17 protein-coding genes are annotated in these 15535 nt (G+C 61.1%); 2 read left to right on the top strand and 15 right to left on the bottom strand.

All coding sequences use genetic code 11. The features are described 5' to 3' along the window. Window positions 1-27 precede the first annotated feature (27 nt). From H281_RS0132690 to H281_RS0132675, 4 genes are all read right to left on the bottom strand, one after another. The gene (locus H281_RS0132690) at window positions 28-1413 is read right to left on the bottom strand and encodes a P-loop NTPase family protein (protein ID WP_020071344.1); all 1386 of its coding nucleotides are present in this window, start codon (window positions 1411-1413) and stop codon (window positions 28-30) included. Between the two features lie 89 nt (window positions 1414-1502). Continuing rightward, complete coding sequence (locus tag H281_RS0132685; protein ID WP_020071343.1) at window positions 1503-2027, bottom strand: A24 family peptidase; 525 nt, start codon at window positions 2025-2027, stop codon at window positions 1503-1505. 94 nt (window positions 2028-2121) lie between these two features. Then, a complete protein-coding gene (locus H281_RS0132680) occupies window positions 2122-2295 on the bottom strand; it encodes a Flp family type IVb pilin (RefSeq protein ID WP_027805140.1) in 174 nt (57 codons plus the stop codon). Between the two features lie 109 nt (window positions 2296-2404). Further along, window positions 2405-2578: a Flp family type IVb pilin gene (locus H281_RS0132675; RefSeq protein WP_020071341.1), complete on the bottom strand. Its 174-nt coding sequence runs from the start codon at window positions 2576-2578 to the stop codon at window positions 2405-2407. Window positions 2579-3584: 1006 nt separating this feature from the next. On the opposite strand from H281_RS0132675, the gene H281_RS0132665 reads away from it, so the two are divergent. Beyond that, on the top strand, window positions 3585-4547 hold the full coding sequence (locus H281_RS0132665) for an ABC transporter substrate-binding protein (protein ID WP_020071339.1): 963 nt from the start codon (window positions 3585-3587) through the stop codon (window positions 4545-4547). Window positions 4548-4583: 36 nt separating this feature from the next. On the opposite strand, the gene H281_RS0132660 is transcribed toward H281_RS0132665, so the two are convergent. The 5 genes from H281_RS0132660 to H281_RS0132640 all read right to left on the bottom strand — a co-directional run bounded on the left by H281_RS0132660 (window position 4584) and on the right by H281_RS0132640 (window position 9085). After that, the gene (locus tag H281_RS0132660; RefSeq protein WP_020071338.1) at window positions 4584-4982 is read right to left on the bottom strand and encodes a hypothetical protein; all 399 of its coding nucleotides are present in this window, start codon (window positions 4980-4982) and stop codon (window positions 4584-4586) included. A gap of 11 nt (window positions 4983-4993) precedes the next feature. After that, window positions 4994-5662, bottom strand: coding sequence for an RraA family protein (locus H281_RS0132655; RefSeq protein ID WP_020071337.1), 669 nt, complete (start codon window positions 5660-5662; stop codon window positions 4994-4996). Beyond that, window positions 5659-6699, bottom strand: coding sequence for an amidohydrolase family protein (locus H281_RS0132650; protein ID WP_020071336.1), 1041 nt, complete (start codon window positions 6697-6699; stop codon window positions 5659-5661). The genes H281_RS0132655 and H281_RS0132650 overlap by 4 nt, the downstream gene beginning before the upstream one ends. Window positions 6700-6735: 36 nt before the next feature. Then, window positions 6736-8058: an MFS transporter gene (locus H281_RS0132645; RefSeq protein ID WP_020071335.1), complete on the bottom strand. Its 1323-nt coding sequence runs from the start codon at window positions 8056-8058 to the stop codon at window positions 6736-6738. Window positions 8059-8185: 127 nt separating this feature from the next. Beyond that, entirely contained in the window at window positions 8186-9085 is a 900-nt protein-coding gene (locus tag H281_RS0132640; RefSeq protein ID WP_020071334.1) for a LysR family transcriptional regulator, read from the bottom strand. 79 nt (window positions 9086-9164) lie between these two features. Between H281_RS0132640 and H281_RS0132635 the strand changes: the two genes are divergently transcribed. Next, on the top strand, window positions 9165-9884 hold the full coding sequence (locus H281_RS0132635; RefSeq protein WP_020071333.1) for a haloacid dehalogenase type II: 720 nt from the start codon (window positions 9165-9167) through the stop codon (window positions 9882-9884). A gap of 14 nt (window positions 9885-9898) precedes the next feature. On the opposite strand, the gene H281_RS0132630 is transcribed toward H281_RS0132635, so the two are convergent. From H281_RS0132630 to H281_RS0132605, 6 genes are all read right to left on the bottom strand, one after another. Then, the gene (locus tag H281_RS0132630; RefSeq protein WP_020071332.1) at window positions 9899-11374 is read right to left on the bottom strand and encodes an NAD-dependent succinate-semialdehyde dehydrogenase; all 1476 of its coding nucleotides are present in this window, start codon (window positions 11372-11374) and stop codon (window positions 9899-9901) included. Between the two features lie 285 nt (window positions 11375-11659). Beyond that, on the bottom strand, window positions 11660-11989 hold the full coding sequence (locus H281_RS0132625; RefSeq protein ID WP_020071331.1) for a hypothetical protein: 330 nt from the start codon (window positions 11987-11989) through the stop codon (window positions 11660-11662). An 89-nt stretch (window positions 11990-12078) separates the two neighbouring features. Continuing rightward, entirely contained in the window at window positions 12079-12297 is a 219-nt protein-coding gene (locus tag H281_RS0132620) for a hypothetical protein (RefSeq protein WP_020071330.1), read from the bottom strand. A gap of 136 nt (window positions 12298-12433) precedes the next feature. Next, on the bottom strand, window positions 12434-13792 hold the full coding sequence (locus H281_RS0132615; protein ID WP_020071329.1) for an MFS transporter: 1359 nt from the start codon (window positions 13790-13792) through the stop codon (window positions 12434-12436). Window positions 13793-14141: 349 nt separating this feature from the next. Then, on the bottom strand, window positions 14142-14486 hold the full coding sequence (locus tag H281_RS0132610) for a cupin domain-containing protein (RefSeq protein WP_020071328.1): 345 nt from the start codon (window positions 14484-14486) through the stop codon (window positions 14142-14144). A gap of 35 nt (window positions 14487-14521) precedes the next feature. Next, window positions 14522-15511 (bottom strand): M14 family metallopeptidase, encoded by a 990-nt coding sequence (locus H281_RS0132605; protein WP_020071327.1) that lies wholly within the window; start codon window positions 15509-15511, stop codon window positions 14522-14524. Window positions 15512-15535 lie beyond the last annotated feature (24 nt).

The following is a 15535-nucleotide window of genomic DNA, read 5'->3' as shown; positions in this document are numbered from 1 at the left end:
TTCATGAGTTGCGATGGCACCTGCTGATCAGACGCCGGCGTACCGTTTGCCGGCTTCCCCGGCATGGGATAGATGCGTGTCTTCATGTTCCGGCGCGCTGCCGAAATAGCTGTGCCATGCATGCGCCAGACGGTATTCGGTGACGACCGGTGCGTCGCCGTGATAGAGCGCGAAAGAACGCAGCACGGCGAGAAGATCGGCCGGATAACAGGCGAGAAGCGGTGTCCGGCTGCGCAGATGCAATTGGTGCAGCAGGTACTCGAACACGCCGGGTGCCTGTTCAATGTCGTGCGCTGCGCATTGAGCGTCGAAGAGGCGCCGGTAGTCGTCGAGGCATAGCGGACCGACATGGAGCTTCGAGCCGAGCCTGCGCAGAAAGGCGTTGTCGTTCAGTTCGGCAGGGGTAAGGTTGGTCGAGAATACGGGCCACACATCGAACGGGCTCACGAAGCGCGCACCCGACTGCAGCGAGAACTGATCGACGCCGCGATCGAGCGGCGTGATCCAGCGATTGAGCAGATCGGCGGGCGCGACGCGCTGGCGGCCGAGATCGTCGACGACATACAGGCCCATGTTCGCCTTCATATGCGGCGGCGCCTGATAAAAGCCGCTGTTCGCGTTGTACTGAAGATCGAGCATCGCCAATGTCAGTTCGCCGCCGGACATCACCACCGGCCGTTCGCATACTCGCCAGCGGCGATCGGTTACGTGAGGCAGAGCGCTAGCGCAAGCGTCGCGATGAATCAGCGGATCGTGCAACTGGATGACATCGCCCGCTACATGAATCGCATAGGGAACCGGCACAGCGCCTTGCAGCAATTCTCCAAGTCGTTCGGCGAGGTAGGTCTTGCCGCCGCCCGCCGGGCCATAGAGCATGACGGGCCGGCCGGCGTTCAACGCGGCGACTGCGGAATCGATCAACGGCATATCGGCGATCAGGTCCGGGAAGGCGGCGCGCACGTCGTGCTGCGCAATGCGGATGCGTTTTACCGAATACGCGTTGACCATGCTCACATACGCCTGGAGCGTGACCGGCGCGGGGCCGCAATAGGTGGAGCGGCTTGCTTCGTGAGCTGCGAGAGCGCGGCCGGCGTCGGTGAGGCGCAGATAGACATCGGTATCGGCCGCACCGCGATGGGCGATTTCGACAAGATGTTCGCGCACCAGGAAGCCGATCGTTTCTTCGAGTGCCGCTGCTGTCAGGCAATGCCGCGTAATGAGATCGCCGAGCGACGATTTGCCGTTCTGCAAAAGGGACTTCAGAACCAGATGCGCGACGAAGAGCGCGGGCAAGCCGGTGTCCGCAACCGTGCGCGGCGCGCGCAATACCATGTCGTTCGTGCAGCTCTGGCCGGCGTCCGTGTCGAGAGGTGCGCTTGCTGCCTGGGCTGTGGCCGTAACGTTCGTGTTCATGTCCTGCTCCCCGGTGCCGCGCGCTACGTTGAGCACGGCTTTATCGCTTCGGATGCCGGATCGTCGTCCGGCACGCGGTTGTGATTCCGTTATGCCGTTGCCGTCAGCAGCACCGAAATGGTTCCTGCTGCGATGGCTGCGCCGTAGGGCACCGATCCCACCGATTCGATGGAAGCCGCGCCTGTTTTGCGCAACGAGGGCTGGACAATGACGCGAAGATTTGCCCAGACCTTTCCCAACTGATGACGCCGCGCGGTGCGCGCAAGCATCCATATGCCGCCGATCACACACGTGGCGAGAGCCGCATGGAACACGAGCAGCGGCCCAATCCATGCGCCGACCATCGCGAGCAGCTTGACGTCGCCGGCGGCCATGCCGCGCACGAGATAAAACGGCAGAAACAGCGCGAGTCCCACAACGGAGCCCGTGAACCACGCGCCGGCGCCGTCGCCGAATCCCTTGAGCCAGCACTGCACAAAGAGCGCGCCGAGCAGACCGGCGCCGACCAGCATGTTCGGAATACGCCGGCACTGGATGTCCGTGCTGGCGGCAGCGACCACGAGCGCGATGACGCACGGGGCGATCGGTGGCAGGACGTTGCTGGTAATCAACATGGCAAGCTCTTATCGGCAATACCGCAGACTGAAAAAGGGGGGTGCGATGGACGTCGGCGCGAACGCGGCACGCCCATCGGCACTTCGCGCGAAACTAGGCCAGATAGCCGGAGATCGCGATGAACTTCGCCTCGAGGTTCGTCCCGATGGCCGTCACACCGACGATGATGGCGAGCGCGATGAGCGTGGCGATGAGGCCATACTCGATTGCGGTGACGCCTTCTTCGTCGTGGGCGAATGCGTCAATGGATTCAATGAGCGATTGCATGATCAACTCCCGTTCAACTGGATGGCGGCCTTGCGGGCCGGGCAGCGGCTAACGGCGGTGGCGGCGGACGGTACGCTTGCACGATTCGTCCGCCGGCACCGGTCCGTATTTACGCGAGCTTCCCTGCGATGAAGTTGAACTTCGCGTTGAGATTGGTACCAACGGCCGTCGCGCCAACGATGATGGCGAGCGCGATGAGCGTGGCGATCAGGCCATATTCGATGGCGGTCACGCCGTCTTCGTCGCGAATGAATGCCTTGGCGCTGTTGATAAACGATTTCATGATTGAACTCCCTTTAGGATGGCTAACTTAAATGTCATCGAATAACTACGGTTTGGGTACAACGTACTGCTCACTACAAGGGTGCTACAGGAAATGGCGTCCGGGCGCTGCGGATGAGAGCGGCCGGGCAGGAGGCGAAAACGGCCCGCTACGATTTGTGCGCTGGCTGCGCCACGGCGCGACTGTCAGCGGGATTAGCTTGCGGGAAACAGGGAACGTAAGCGGCGCATTGAATATGACCGCGAGATGCGATGCCAGAAGACGACGCGCGATGCGCAAGGCACACCGCAAGCCCGTTCGAATGAGGATGAGAGACTGCATCTTCTGGTACTCCTTGCATTCTTTTATTTCGCAGCCGGATCGTTCTTCTCGCTGCTCGTTCTCGAGCGTTTTAGAGAAGCCCCCGTTGGCAAGACCTGGTCGATGGTCGTGTCGCCGGCTGTATGAAAAGATAAAGGCAAGGAGTGGGCCAGTCGTGGTCGATTCCATAGCGCGCCGGGGTTGCAGCCCGTTGATCGCACTTCGCAAGATGCCGGCACGCGTAGTTCTGACCGACTTGAATCAGTTCTGCCTCATCTGCAGGTCATTTTTGCCGTGGCGAAACTTCGCGCTTTCCGGCCATGGCTATGCTGTGCAGCCCAAATTTAGGGATTTGACCCAGGTGTGTCGTTCGCGGCTTTCTTCGACGAATTGAGGCGGTTTTTTGGCCGGCGTCGGACCGATTCGTTTCAACTTTGAATCGCGGGTAGTCAGAGCGGCACTTCAAACGGCACAGTGGCGGTTTTTTGCGTGTACTGGAGCACTCACATACAAGCCTCGCAACGACCTGCATGCCCTTCGACTTCGACGCTCATAGCGCGCGCCCGACGCCAAAGCGCGCCGGCAAATAACGTTATCGAAATCGATTCATTCCCATGCCGCGCGCGGCTCGATACGCTGACGTATCGACCTGACGTGAGGGCTTATGGCTCATTCCGCTCCAACTTCTTTTTCAACGCGACGGCGCATGCTGAAACTGCTGGGTGCCGTGCCCGCCTTCGCGGCGACCGGCGCATTGCATTCGCAACATACGCTGGCTGCGGATCTTGCATCGACCACGCTCGTACTCGGTGACCAGGCCGGCGGCACGCGCGCGCTCGTCGAGGCGGCCAAAGTGCTGGACGGTGCGCCATACGCTTTTCGCTGGGCGAATTTTCAGGGGGCGGCGCCGCTGTTCGAAGCGCAACGCGCGGGCGCCGTCGATCTCGCACCGGCAGGCGATTTACCGGTGCTCGCGGCGGCGGTTGGCGATCCGACGCTGAAGATCGTGGCGACCCGCGTGGGTTCGGGCGCGCAACTCGGCATCCTTGTCCCGCCGAACTCCGCGATACGCACGGTTGCCGACCTGAAAGGACGCACCGTGTTTGTGTCGTCGGCACGCGGCAGCATTTCGCAATTCCAGTTGTATGGCGCGCTCGCCGAAGCGGGCTTATCGAAAGACGACGTGACGGTGCGCTTCATTTTGCCCGTCGATGCATTTGCGGCATTCGCTTCCGGATCCATCGAGGTGTGGGCGACATTCGATCCGTACTACGGCATTGCCGTCCAACGCGGCGCCCGCATTTTGCGCGACGGCACTGGCATCAATAGCGGGCTAGGCTTTATTACTGCGTCAGGAGCGTCGCTTGCGGACGCGGGCAAACGCGCGGCCATTGCCGACGTGCTGTTGAGGCTGCAACGCGCGGGCGACTGGGCATTAGCAAACCAAGATGCATATGCACAAATCTATGCGACGTTGACGCGCTCTCCGCTCGATGCCGCGAAAACTATCACGCGGCGCGCGTCGCTCAAACAGCATTTCATCAACGATAAGGATATTGCCGCGCTTCAGAAAGTGGCCGACAGTGCGAACCGCGACGCGATTTTGCCGCGACGCGTGGACGTTCGCGCGATATCGGAGACACAGATCGCTCGACTGGCAAGCGGCTAGGGCGTTACTGCGTTATTGCGTTCGGGCGTTAGGGCTTTAGGGAAGCAATGGCACGTCTTCAATCAAATCGGCTTTCACCGCGCGAATTCTGCGATCGACAAAATAGCCGCCGCCTTCGGTGTAGTGCAGATAGAGACGTCCGCATAAGACGCATTTCCACACTGCACAGCGGTTGTACGGAAAGTAGCGCGGCGCAATGGGCGCGTCGGCCGACCAATAGCTTGTCTTGTCCGGCAAGTACTCGCTGAAAGTCGGCTCGACATAGTCTTGCGGCAGCAGCGTGCCGATTTCCTCGAACTGCGTTTCGTCGAGAGAAAGCGGTTGCGACTGCCAGCCGTCGAGCGGCGTTTTCATGCACGCGCATGGCCCGATGGCGCGCGCCTCTGCGGCACGCGCCAGTTCAACAAGCATTTCAGCGTTCAGATATTGCGCCATGAGGCTCACTGTCAGGTGTTCATCATCCTGTCGCGTTGAGGGGCAACCCACGAGCGGTCGAAGTTGCCATCGGCAATCGACTTCAAGGCTGCCATCTCTTTCGCTTGTTGGCGGCGCGCGCCTTCGATAACAGCTTCGGCGTCGGCGGGCGCGATTGCGAGCAGGCCGTCTTCATCGCCGACAATGATATCGCCTGGATGGACCACCATGCCGCCGACGGTGACAGGCACGTTGATTTCGCCAGGTCCGTTCTTGTACGGACCACGATGCGTGACGCCGCGTGCGTACACCGGAAAGTCGCGCTGACCTAACGCGCCGACGTCGCGTATCGCACCGTCTATCACGAGTCCCTCCACGCCCAGACTCTGAGCGAAGCTCGCCATGATCTCGCCCATCAGCGCCTGGGTCAGGTCGCCGGCGCCGTCGATCACCAGCACGTCGCCGGGTCTGCAGAAATCGAACGCGCGATGAATCGCCAGGTTGTCGCCAGGCCGGGTATGCACCGTGACCGCGGTGCCTGCAAGCGGCTTCGGCCGATGATACGGTCGCAATCCGAGCATGCCGCTCGTGCGTGCCATGTTGTCGCTGAGGAGGGACACCGCAAGTTCGCGCAATGCACCGAGAGTCGCCGCTCCAGCCTGGGGTGCCGACTCATACTCCCGCCATCCGATTGGGTTCATACAATAGCTCCTTGCGCCGCGAGTTGCCGGTCGAGTTGACGCGAAAGCCGCGGATACACGGCACGCGCGTTGTCCTCATATATGCGTTGGCGCTCCGCGTCGCTAAGCCATTCGATTGCATCGATATAGCGGCGCGTATCGTCGTAATGGTGTCCGGTCTCCGGATCGACGCCTTGCACCGCGCCTATCGTTTCCGACGCAAACAGAATGTTTTCGACGGGGATCACTTTCGCGAGCAACTCAGCGCCGGGTTGGTGATAGACACAGGTATCGAAGAACACGTTCTTTAGCAGGTAATCACGCAGCAGCGGTCGCTTCATGTCCTGCGCGAGACCGCGATAACGTCCCCAGTGATAAGGCACTGCGCCGCCGCCGTGTGGAATGATGAAACGCAGCGTGGGGAAGTCCGCGAACAGGTCGCCAGTCAGCAACTGCATGAACGCGGAGGTGTCGCCGTTGATGTAATGCGCACCGGTTGCATGGAAGTTCGGGTTGCACGACGACGACACGTGGATCATCGCGGGCACGTCGAGTTCGACCATCGCTTCATAGAGCGGATACCACGAGCGATCCGTGAGCGGCAGACCCGACCAGTGTCCGCCGGATGGATCGGGATTCAGATTGCAGCCGATAAAACCGAGTTCTTCGACACAGCGCCGCAATTCGTCAATACAGTTCGCGGGCGGCACGCCTGGTGCTTGCGGCAACTGGCATACGCCCACGAAGTTGCGCGGAAACAGCGAACACACGCGATGCACGAGGTCGTTGCATTCGCGTGACCATTGCGCGTTTGCTTGCGCGGTGGCGAGATGGTGACCCATGCCCGCGGCACGTGGCGAAAAGATCGTGAGGTCGGTGCCGCGTTCGCGTTGAATACGCAACTGGCCCGTTTCGATGCTCTCGCGGATTTCATCGTCGCTAATGTTGGGGCGTGCGGGCGGCGTGTGGCCGTCCTTTAACGCGGCAATCTGCTGCGTGCGCCAGGCTTCGTGTTGCGGCGGCGAGGTCGTGTAATGCCCGTGACAATCGATGATCATGGTTTGCAATGCCTTTGCTTGTTGTCGCGATGTTCGTTACGCACGCGGCGCGGCGTCGCCTGCGGCGAGCGATTGTGTTTCGTCTTCCGATGCCGTGACACGCATCACCAGTGCGATGACCGTGGCCACGAGCAGGAACGCTGCAATCGTCAGCAACGCGAGCTTGAAGTTGCCAGTTGCGCTGCGCACGAGACCGATACTCCATGGGCCGACCAGGCCGCCGAACTGCGCAATGGTATTGATGAGCGCGATAGTCGCGGCGCCTGCCGCACCGGTTCTGAACGACGATGCAAGACTCCAGAAGAGCGGATTGCCCGCGTAGATAAACAGGCCGGTCACGCACAACAGCACGTAGGCGATCACCGGATTCGGCGCATACGCGCTGCCGGCAATGGCAAGCGCACTCATTCCGTACACGAAAGCAAGGTGTTTCTTCCGGTCGCCGGTGCGGTCCGAGCTGCGGCTGATCAGAAAGGTGCCGAGCACGCCGAGTAAAGGCGGCGCGGCGGACAGAAAGCCGACTTCGAGATTAGTAAGGTGTCCAAGGCTTTTGACGATCTGCGGCAACCACAGGAACAATCCATAAATGCCGACCAGTGCGCAGCCGAACAGGCAAGCCAGACTCCACACACGAATGTCGCCCGCCACGCGCATAAGCGGGAAGTGCGTGTTGCCGCCCAGGGCTTCCCGTTCTGCGGCGAGCGTGGATTCGAGCCAGCGCTTTTCGTCGACGGAGAGCCACTCGGCGTCGGCCGGGCGCTCGGTCATGATGCGCAGGGTGAGGAGACCGAGCAGCATTGCCGGCACGCCTTCGAGAATGAACATCCACTGCCAGCCGTGCAAACCGAGAATGCCGTCCGCGTAGGTCATGAGCGCCGTGGAAATAGGCCCGCCCAGCACTGCCGAAAACGACCCGGCGATGATGTAGCCGCCCACCGCTCGCGCCCGGTAGCGCACCGGAAACCACTTCGTCAGATACACCGCGACGCCCGGCAAAAAGCCGGCTTCCATGACGCCGAGCAAAAAGCGCAGCACGTAGAAGCTCGTGTCGTTGAACACGAATGCAGTCACCGCGGCCACGGCGCCCCACGTCAGAAGAATGCGTGCGATCCAGCGCCGTGCGCCGACGCGATGCAACAGCAGGTTGCTTGGCACTTCCAGCAACATGTATCCGACAAAGAAGATGCTACCCGCGAAACCGAACACAGCGGGACTAAAGCCCAACTGCTTGTTCATGTCGAGTGCGGCGAAACCGATGTTGATGCGGTCGAGGTAATTGAAGAACATCATGGCGAAAAGCAGGGGCATCAGGCGCCCATATACCTTTCGCATGGTTGCGGCTTCGTCGATCGGGTTCATACTGTCTCCTACCTTGCGGCGACGGCGAGTGCGCCGTCCCTGCGTTCTTGTCATATGTGCAGGCAATGATAAGAACGGGCGGGTGAGCAGTCCAAGACCGGTTGCTTATGCTTCTATAGGCTTTTGCTTATAGTGCGGTGTTCTCAAGCGGCGGCGGAAGGCAGGCGAGGAACGCACGCAAGTGCGGCGACGCGTCGTCCGAGCGGAAAGTCGCGGCAAGCGTCGAGCGATATCTGGAAGCCGGTCCTGTCAGGTGGCGATAGACAACGTCGCTGCGGCCGAGCCGCGCTACCGACTCGCCAATGAACGTGACACCCAGCCCAGCGGCCACGAGCGCGATAGCGGTTTGAATCTCATACGCCTGGTGAGCGACGAACGGCGTCAGTCCGGCATCGCGATACAACGATAGAACCGAGCGCTTGAACTGCGCATTCTGATGCTTCGGGTAAAGGATCAACGGTGTATCGGCGAGATCGGTGATCTTCAAGCTCTTCCGGGCGGCGAGCGGATGGCCCGGCTCCAACGCGGCCACCACCCGTTCGCGCAGCAGCGGGTACGACGTGCATCCTTCGATTGCCAGCGGCTGACGGCCAATGCCCACGTGAATCCGCATGTCGCGAAGCGCATCGGTCTGTTCTTCAGTGAGCATTTCGAAGAGCTTCAGTTCCACCTGCGGATACGCTTGATGAAACGCTTTGAGCGCGGGCGGCAGAATGCTGTACATCGCCGAGCGCGTGAAGCCGACGCTGAGCCAGCCGCGCCGGCCTATGCCGATTTCCTGCGTCGCGAGGCTCGCCTGCTCCAGAGCACCGAGTATCTGGCGAGCCTCTGTACACAAGTAAAGTCCCGCTTCGGTCAGCGTGAGCGGCCGTCGAGCGCGGTCGACCAGTTGCGTGCCGAGCCGCTCTTCGAGCGAGCGGATCTGTTGACTCAGCGCGGGCTGCGCAATGTGAAGCCGTTCAGCAGCACGGCTGAAATTCAGCTCCTCGGCGAGAATCACGAAGCACTGCAGGGCCCTAAGATTCATAGCGATTCTGTTTGACGTCGGTACGCGCAGAATACCCTACACTGTTGCCTATGATCCGCGAAAATGAGGAGCGCAATCAATGCGACTGACTGACTTCGACACGTTGACGTTCGATTGCTACGGCACGCTAATCGACTGGGAAACAGGCATTTTCGAAGGCTTGCGGCCGCTTCTCGAACGCGTCGAGCAAACGCTGACACGCGACCAGGTACTTGAAGCACACGCGCGACACGAGTCGTCGCAGCAAAAGTACACGCCTTACCGGCGATATCAGGAGTTGTTGCCGATCGTCTATAAGCGCCTCGCCGAAGAATGGCGCGTGCCGTACACACTCGACGACTGCATGGCTTATGGCAGATCGATTCAGAACTGGCCGGCATTCGACGATTCAGCCGCAGCGTTGCAGTACCTGAAGCAGCACTACAAGCTGGTCATTCTTTCGAACGTGGACAATGAGAGCTTCAGCTATAGCAACGCAAGGCTGCAGGTGGAATTCGACGCAATCTTCACCGCTGAAGATATCGGTTCATATAAGCCGTCGCCGCGCAATTTCGAGTACATGCTGGAGAAGTTGGGCGAACGCGGCATCTCCAAGGACAAGATTCTTCACACGGCGGAAAGTCTCTTTCACGATCACAAGCCGGCGAATGAGTTCGGACTTGCGTCGTGCTGGATCTATCGCCGGCATGCCAAAGAGGGCTTTGGCGCGACAATGGACCCGGGCTCCCAGCCGAAGATCGACTTTCGCTTTAACAGCATGGCCGAACTGGTGGAAGCCCATCGCACCGCTTTGGTTTAACGCAAGCCGGTTGCTTACTGGTCGAAGCCGCCCTGGCACAGGTACTTGATCGACAGATAATCGTCGAGTCCGTACTTCGAGCCTTCGCGGCCATAGCCCGATTCTTTCACGCCTCCAAACGGCGCCACTTCGCTCGACACAGCGCCTTCGTTGATACCGATTACGCCTGCTTCCAGCCGGGTGGCGACACGGTCGATACGCCGCACATCCTGCGTAAAGAAGTAAGCGGCGAGGCCGAACGGCGTGTCGTTCGCGAGACGCACCGCTTCGGCTTCGTCGCTGAAGCGGAACAGCGGCGCAACCGGTCCGAAGGTCTCTTCGCAGCACACCAGCATGCCGTCATTCGCGTCGGTCAGCACCGTCGGTGCATAGTAGTTCGGGCCCAACTCTGTTAGGCGTTTGCCGCCGGTCAACACTTTTGCGCCTTGTTTTACGGCGTCTTCCACGTGACGCGCGATCTTGTCGATTGCGCGTTCGTTGATCATCGGGCCGATCTGCGCGCTCGGGTCCGTTGCAGGCGCAACCTTCAGGGCCGCCACGCGTTTCGCGAGCAGATCGGCGAAACGCTCATAGACACCGGCTTGCACATACACGCGATTCGGGCATACACACGTTTGCCCGCCATTGCGGAACTTCGCTGCCATCAGACCGGTGACGGCGGCGTCGAGATCGGCGTCGTCGAATACGATGAAAGGCGCATTGCCACCCAATTCGAGCGAGAGCTTTTTCAACGTGGCGGCGGACTCGCGCGCAAGATGTTTGCCGACCGGCGTCGAACCGGTGAACGTGATTTTGCGAACGCGAGCATCGGCGAGCCAATCGGCCACCGCTTCGATGCCCTGGTCGCGCGAAGCGGACAGCATGTTCAGCACACCGTCGGGCACGCCGGCTTCCTGTGCGAGGGCGGCGAGCGCGAGTGCGGTGAGCGGCGTGTCTTCGGCGGGCTTGGCGACTACCGTGCAACCGGCCGCAAGGGCCGGCGCGATTTTGCGGGCGATCATCGCGAGCGGGAAATTCCACGGCGTGATTGCGGCCACGATGCCGATGGCTTCCTTCACCGCGCTCATGCGTTTGCCGCGTTGCTGCTGCGGAATGATGTCGCCGTAGATGCGCGTCGCCTCGTCTGCGAACCACGCGACGTATGACGCGCCATACGCGACTTCGCCGCGGCTTTCCGCCAGAGGCTTGCCTTGTTCCGTCGACATCAGCTTGGCGAGGTCTTCGGTGTTTTCAACGATGAGCGCGTGCCAGCGGCGCAGAATCTCAGCACGTTCGCGCGGCAGCTTGCCGCGCCATGCGGGCAACGCGCTGGCCGCGGCGTCGGTTGCGGCGCGTGCGTCGGCGGCACTGCTGTTCGCCACTTCGACGATCGTGTCGCCGGTCGCGGGATTAGTGACGGGAAAGCGCGCGCCGTTCGCGGCGGCGATCCATTTTCCGCCGATGAAATTCAGCGGGCGAATCAGTTCATTGCGCGTCAATGCGAGAGACATTGCGTTGCTCCTTGGGTTGCCGTTTTGACAGTTTCGGGCGTACGGTTTCTGTAAGCGCGCAGCAGGTGTAGAGCAGCGCGAAGCTCGTTCCATAAGCCGATGCTACGCGCGTCCGGCAATCAATGAATCGCCTCAAAAAGCGGCCCACGGTGTGCAGATTGTTTTTTTCGGGCGCCCACAGCATATTGTGCTGATTGCGTTGCAACGTTAGCGCCCGCGGCATGGACCCGTCGACGCGCGCACGACAAGTGGCGACCGCCCGCGTAGCATTCACGGTCGCAGGCGTTAGTGCGCTAACGCCTGTTCGTTGCGCGCCGTCGCGCACTCGGACGTGAACGCCATGCTGGCCTGGTCGGGCGTCATGCGCGGCGCGTTGGGCGCATAGATTTTCTCGATGATGGCGGCAAACGTCCGGCGGTCTGCATCGTCGCGATAGTACTTTGCGGCCTGATCGAGCGCCTGCGCTTTGGTCTTCTTGTGCGCGCGCCACGAAGCGACCTGGCCGGCGATATCGCCAATCGCAAAGCACTGATTGCTGACCGTTTGTGCCACGGCCTGAACGGCCGTTTGAACAAGGCATCCTGCAAGCAATGCCGATATCACCACGCGTTTCATGACGACGAATCCTGTTGGGCGCAAAGGCCGCAGTTTAACGCCGCGGTAGCGAGCCCTTGCTGCCCGCGTCGATTCGTCGCTGTGGGCGACTATTTTTTGTCCGGCTCGGCTTCGGTGTCGGTGCCTGTTTTGCCATTGCTCCTGTTGGTGACCTCGCCCGTTTCGTCGAGTTCGTCATCGAGGTCGTCGTCGTTTTCATCAGCCGGTGGATCGGATTGCGCCGCCATGCCGAAAACTGGAACATGGCGAACGGGCAGCGAATAGGCAGGGGAGCTGGCAAGGGAATCGGCAAGGGAATCGGGGTTCATGTCGTGTGCTCCATAAGATGGTTGGCATCACTTCCAGCAAGCCCCGAACCCGGCAACGCAGGTTGGAGCTTGAAAAGAAAAAGCCGCCTGGAGAGGCGGCTTGTCTGGACCAGCAACGCACTTCCGTGCGAGGCCCTCAGTGTCCGAACGACTCCGCTTTAGGCACCGATGCATTTGCCACATGCGGCCGCGCCGCCTGTTTGATCAGCAGCGCGATGCACGCGATCACGCCGGCCACGGCGATCGTCGCGAAGATGCCGGCGAACGTGAAGTGACGGCGCGCGAGTTCCGCCACGAGGAATGAACCGGCAATGCCGCCGAAGCGTCCAATACCAAGCATCCACGCGACGCCCGTGCCGCGGCCTTGCGTCGGGTAGAAGGCGGCAGCGAGTGCGGGCATCGACGATTGCGCGGTATTCATCAGCACCCCTGCAACGAACACGATAAACACGAGCGCGCCGACATTGCCCACCGCCTGGCCGATGAAATACACGCTCACGGCGGTCAACGCATAGCAGGCCGCGATGATACGGTTCGCGTTGAAGCGATCCATCAGCACGCCGCACACAACCGCGCCTACGCCGCCGAGCGGGAACAGCGCGGAAATCAGCGTCGCGCGTTGCGGCGTGAGGCCGGCGTCCTTCAGCAGAATCGGCATCCAGTTGATCGACGCGTAGAAAATTACGAGGCCCATGAAGTACGTGATCCACAGCATCAGCGAGCCGACGATGTACGCGCGCGACAGCACTACCCCCGCGCCCTTGCCGCCCGTTTGCGGCGCGGTTTCCGTCATCATGAACGAGTCAGCCTGCGCGGCTTCGCTCGAAATGCGCGACAGGGCGGTGCGAATCCGCGCGACCGGCTGATTGTTGGCGACCATGTAGCGAACCGACTCCGGCATCTTGATCACCAGCAGGACGAGCAGGAGAAGCGGGGCGATACCGCCGAGCATCAGCACGCTGCGCCAGCCGAAATGCGGAATCATCCACGCGGCGAGAAAGCCGCCGAATGCCGCGCCGAGCGGGAAGCCGCAAAACATCAGATTGATCACGGTCGCGCGGCGGCTGTCCGGGCAGTACTCGCCCATCATCGTGACGGCGTTCGGCATGGCCGCACCGAGGCCGACGCCGGTGATGAAGCGCAGCACCGTCAGATATTCGATGCTCGTCGAAAATGCCGAGCCGAGGCAGGCGGCGCCGAACAGCAACACCGAGCCCAGCAGCATTCCCCGTCGTCCGAGCCGGTCGGACAACGGCCCCGACACCAGCGCGCCGCATGCAAGGCCGAACAACGCCGCACTCAATACGGGTGCGAGCGCCGGTTTCGCAATGCCCCATTCCGCGAGTAGCGACGGCGCAATGAAACCGATGGCGGCCGTGTCGAAACCGTCCAGCAGGACGATCACGAAACACATGAAAAAGACCAGCCACTGGAACGGTGAAAATGGATGTTCGTTGAGGAAGGTCTGAACGTTCACAGCGTTGCTGCGATTCATGATGCGTCTCCTGACTGCAAAAAGGCTCGTCGCAGCGAGCCTCGTCTTACTTTACGATCGCGTGCCGTTGGGCGGCGCGCAATGCCTGCGCCTGCAACTCTGTCGGCTTCATTCATGCATGGTATGCGGACAGGGTTGCCGTCGCTATCAATTTATTTGTTCGTATATAGAACTACGATTCTCTCAGCGAACAAGTGCCACTGTAAGTAATTTGATAACGGCAGGTCAACGCGGGATTACCCGACACTGTGACCGGGGCGCGTCGAAAGGAAAGGGCGGTGACGAAGCAGAGAATAGCGCGGAGGCCGCGGCGCGTGTGAGCGCGCCGGGTAGAAACTGAAAGAGTCGCTCAGAGGATCACATAGACCTTGCGCATGGTCTCGTCCACTTCCCAAAGACCTTCGGTATTGGCTTCGAAAAACAGCGTGTCGCCGCTCGCGAAGTGGACCGTCTCCTCGTTGTCGGGCGTAAAGCGCCCATGTCCGGCGATGATGTGCATCACTTCGGCCTGCTTGACCGAGCGGCGGTAAGTGCCGGCCGAGCATTCGAATATGCCGGTGTCGATGGTTTCCGTTCCTTTGATCACCCGTTGCACGCCCGAGACGCGGATCGGCGTGGTGCCGGGCAGTCCAGCCGTGCCCCAGTCCTCCAGATTCTGCAGATTCACGCTTTGTTTGATTTGTTGAACCTTCATGGCTTTAGCCGCCTTATATAAATGCACGCGCCCGCTTACTGGCCGCTGGTTGAAGTGTTGGCAATGGTTTGTTCGATCTTGCCGAGGCGCACGACCGTCACGCCAGGGCGCAGTTGGCGCAGCGAAGGCATGACGAGCATGCAGTTGTCGTAAGGCGTGGTGACGGCTTCGCCGTTGGACCAGCCGATGACAGCGCCGGCTTCAGGAAAGATTTCGAGCCCGGTGTACGGCCCGGCGAAACGAAAGTCCATGCTCGTTGCGACGACCGGTTCCGTTACGCGCACGATGTGCTGCACAGGCGGCAACGGCGCGAGCCAGTCAGGCGGCAGATCGCTCTCGTCGACAACACCGGCGAGCAGCAGGAAACGCGCAGTCGTGTCGCGTGCCACTGCCACGGCAGTCTGTTCCCAGTGCTGCCCGCATTCGATCAGCAACGCGTTCTTCGGGCTGGCCGCATCGCCAAAGCCTTCATAGTCGCGCATGCGGCGGCCTTCCGGATGGCCTTCGTCGCAGATCACGGTGGCCGGTGTACCGAGTCGCGTGGCGAGATCGATGCCTTTTTGCAGCGGCCCGGCCACGATCAGCGGCTTGCTCTTCTCGTGCATCGAGTGCAGATCGAGCAACAGGTCGACGCTGTCGATGACCGGCCGTATCGCCCGCGCGCGCGTTAGTTCGCTGGAGGTTCGCGACACATCGTCGAGCATGGCGGCGGTCCACACGCGGTTGAAGTCCTGATCGACGAACCGGGCGGCGTCCGGCTTCGCGGGATCGAAGCTCAGGTAAGCCGCGACGTTCGCGAACGCGAGCGTGAGGCGCCCGCGCCGCGGGCGCAACGCGCGTCGCAGCAGGTCGTCCACGACAATCGCGCCGCACACTTCGTTGCCGTGCGTGAGCGCGTTGATCATGACGTGCGGGCCGGGCACGCCGGAGTCGAACGTATGGACATAGGCAATGCCCGACGGCGATTGTTCATGTGCCGAGATGTCGGGGAACTCGACCTCGATGGGATAGGTTTCCATGCTCATGCGAGAGTGTCCTGGCAGAAAGAT

Origin of the sequence: Paraburkholderia caledonica (assembly GCF_000383275.1) — a bacterium.
GTDB classification, from domain to species: domain Bacteria; phylum Pseudomonadota; class Gammaproteobacteria; order Burkholderiales; family Burkholderiaceae; genus Paraburkholderia; species Paraburkholderia caledonica.
The sequence above is the reverse complement of the archived record's forward strand: the minus strand, read 5'-3'. Positions and strand labels throughout refer to the sequence as shown.